Below are 3294 nucleotides of genomic sequence, written 5' to 3' on the forward strand. Positions count from 1 at the left end.
CCTGGCACCGAGCTATTTTTGCGTAGGGCGACCCCTAAACTATCGTTGCCGCAACAGCGTTTCACCTCTGAGTTCGGGAAGGGATCAGTGTGGTTCCACCGCGCAATAGACACCAGAAAAGACTGTAGGGTCAGAAGACCCTGAAGACTGCACAGAAACGCGAAACCAAATGATGTGAGGTCAAGCCCTCGGTCTGTTAGCACGGCTCGGCTACATACATTACTGCACTTCCACCTACCGCCTAAGAACGGGTGTTCTTCCCGTGACCTTACCCACTTACGTGGTGAGAGCACTCATCTTGAGGTGGGCTTCCCACTTAGATGCTTTCAGCGGTTATCCGCTCCGCACTTGGCTACCCAGCGTTTACCGTTGGCACGATAACTGGTACACCAGCGGTGCGTTCCTCCCGGTCCTCTCGTACTAAGGAGGACTCCTCTCAATGCTCTTACGCCTGCACCGGATATGGACCGAACTGTCTCACGACGTTCTGAACCCAGCTCACGTACCGCTTTAATGGGCGAACAGCCCAACCCTTGGGACGTACTTCCGCCCCAGGTTGCGATGAGCCGACATCGAGGTGCCAAACCTCCCCGTCGATGTGGACTCTTGGGGGAGATCAGCCTGTTATCCCTAGAGTAACTTTTATCCGTTGAGCGACGGCCATTCCACTCTGCGCCGTCGGATCACTAAGGCCTACTTTCGTACCTGCTCGACTTGTCAGTCTTGCAGTCAAGCTCCCTTTATGCCTTTACACTCGCCGCACGGTTTCCAAGCGTGCTGAGGGAACCTTTGCGCGCCTCCGTTACCTTTTAGGAGGCGACCGCCCCAGTCAAACTGCCCACCTGAAACTGTTCCCTGACCGGATAACGGTCATGGGTTAGAATTCTAGCTTCGCCAGAGTGGTATCTCACCGTTGGCTCCATACTCCCCACAAGGAATACTTCATCGCCTCCCACCTATCCTGCGCAAGCCAAGCCCGAACACAATTCCAGGCTACAGTAAAGCTTCATAGGGTCTTTCTGTCCAGGTGCAGGCAGTCCGTATCTTCACAGACATTCCTATTTCGCCGAGTCTCTCTCTGAGACACCATCCAGATCGTTACGCCTTTCGTGCGGGTCGGAACTTACCCGACAAGGAATTTCGCTACCTTAGGACCGTTATAGTTACGGCCGCCGTTCACCGGGGCTTCGGTCGCTAGCTTCAAGGTTTCCCCCTGACCAACTTCCTTAACCTTCCGGCACTGGGCAGGCGTCAGCCCCCATACTGCGTCTTAATGACTTTGCGGAGACCTGTGTTTTTGGTAAACAGTCGCCTGGATCTCTTCACTGCGACCCACGTCTTAGGTGGGCACCCCTTCTTCCGAAGTTACGGGGCCATTTTGCCGAGTTCCTTAGAGAGAGTTATCTCGCGCCCCTTGGTATTCTCAACCTCCCTACCTGTGTCGGTTTCGGGTACAGGTAACTGTAAGTTAACGTGTTTAGAGCTTTTCTTGGAAGCTAGACTATGCCACTTCCCCACCGTAGTGGGTCGTACTCACGCCTCAACTCGAAACGTTTTCGCCGTCTCTCAACATCTTGACGCTTGAACCGGTAACCAACATCCGGCTGACAATTATCTTCTCCGTCCCTCTGCACAACCTACAATCAGTACGGGAATTTTAACCCGTTGTCCATCGACTACGCCGTTCGGCCTCGCCTTAGGCCCTGACTAACCCTCCGGGGACGAACCTGGCGGAGGAAACCTTAGGGTTTCGGGGCATTGGATTCTCACCAATGTTTGCGCTACTCAAGCCGACATTCTCACTTCCGTTTCGTCCACAGCTGCTTGCCGCTACTGCTTCTACCTACGACGGAACGCTCCCCTACCGATTAATCAATTGATTAATCCCACAGCTTCGGTACATCGCTTAGCCCCGTTCATTTTCGGCGCGAGAGCGCTTGACTAGTGAGCTATTACGCACTCTTTCAAGGGTGGCTGCTTCTAGGCAAACCTCCTAGTTGTCTGTGCACTCTCACCTCCTTTATCACTTAGCGATGATTTGGGGACCTTAGCTGGTGGTCTGGGCTGTTTCCCTCTTGACAATGAAGCTTATCCCCCACTGTCTCACTGGCAATGTGTGCTCTGGGTATTCAGAGTTTGTCTCGATTTGGTACCGGTCTCCCAGCCCGCACCGAAACAGTGCTTTACCCCCCAGATATAATCATTACCGCTGCGCCTAAACACATTTCGGGGAGAACCAGCTAGCTCCTGGTTCGATTGGCATTTCACCCCTAACCACAACTCATCCGCTGATTTTTCAACATCAGTCGGTGCGGACCTCCACTTGGTGTTACCCAAGCTTCATCCTGGCCATGGTTAGATCACCAGGGTTCGGGTCTATAAACACTGATTATCGCCCTATTCAGACTCGGTTTCCCTTTGGCTCCAGCATTCTCGCTTTAACCTACCAGTGCCTATAAGTCGCCGGCTCATTCTTCAACAGGCACGCGGTCAGACTTTTAAATAGTCCTCCCACTGCTTGTAAGCTAACGGTTTCATGTTCTATTTCACTCCCCTTCCGGGGTTCTTTTCACCTTTCCCTCGCGGTACTGGTTCACTATCGGTCACACAGTAGTATTTAGCCTTACGAGGTGGTCCTCGCTGATTCACATGGGATTCCTCGTGCCCCATGCTACTCGGGATTCAGCTACTATCCTTGAGTTTTCAACTACAGGACTTTCACCTTCTTTGGTGCAGTATTTAGCTGCTTCGTTTAACCGCTAGATTCGATATTGCTGTCCCACTACCCCAATCGGTAAACCAATTGGTTTAGGCTCTTCCCCTTTCGCTCACCACTACTTAGGGAATCTCTGTTTTGATTTCTCTTCCTCCAGCTACTAAGATGTTTCAATTCGCTGGGTTGGCTCTCTCCTGCCTATATATTCAGCAGGTAGTATATAGGGTTGCCCCATTCGGAAATCTCCGGCTCAATGTTTGCTTCCAACTCCCCGGAGCATATCGTCGGTAACCACGTCCTTCGTCGCCTCTGTGTGCCTAGGTATCCACCGTTAGCCCTTATTAGCTTGACCACTCAATTCATTTGGTGTTTCACAATTCGCATTCACAAAAACAAATAGTTAGTTCTGCTTACCTGATGACTTAGCACTGATTTTAATCAGTACTCTAAGTCGAGGCACTCAGCACTAAGAATGTCTGTGTCTGCCTGCTATTTTCGCGTTTCTATGCAGTTTTCAAGGTTCTGGCTGAGAATATCTCAGCAGTCTGACTTCTATTAAGTTAAGTCATGTTGCTGAA

Annotated in this window: 2 rRNA genes; both read right to left on the minus strand. The window is 51.4% G+C overall.

Annotated features, from left to right (window positions below):
• Window positions 1–117 (minus strand): 5S ribosomal RNA (rrf, locus tag H6G86_RS38075); the annotation flags it as partial.
• Between the two features lie 59 nt (window positions 118–176).
• Window positions 177–3068, minus strand: a 23S ribosomal RNA gene (locus H6G86_RS38080).
• Window positions 3069–3294 lie beyond the last annotated feature (226 nt).

This window comes from Nostoc sp. FACHB-133 (genome assembly GCF_014698055.1).
GTDB lineage: Bacteria > Cyanobacteriota > Cyanobacteriia > Cyanobacteriales > Nostocaceae > Nostoc.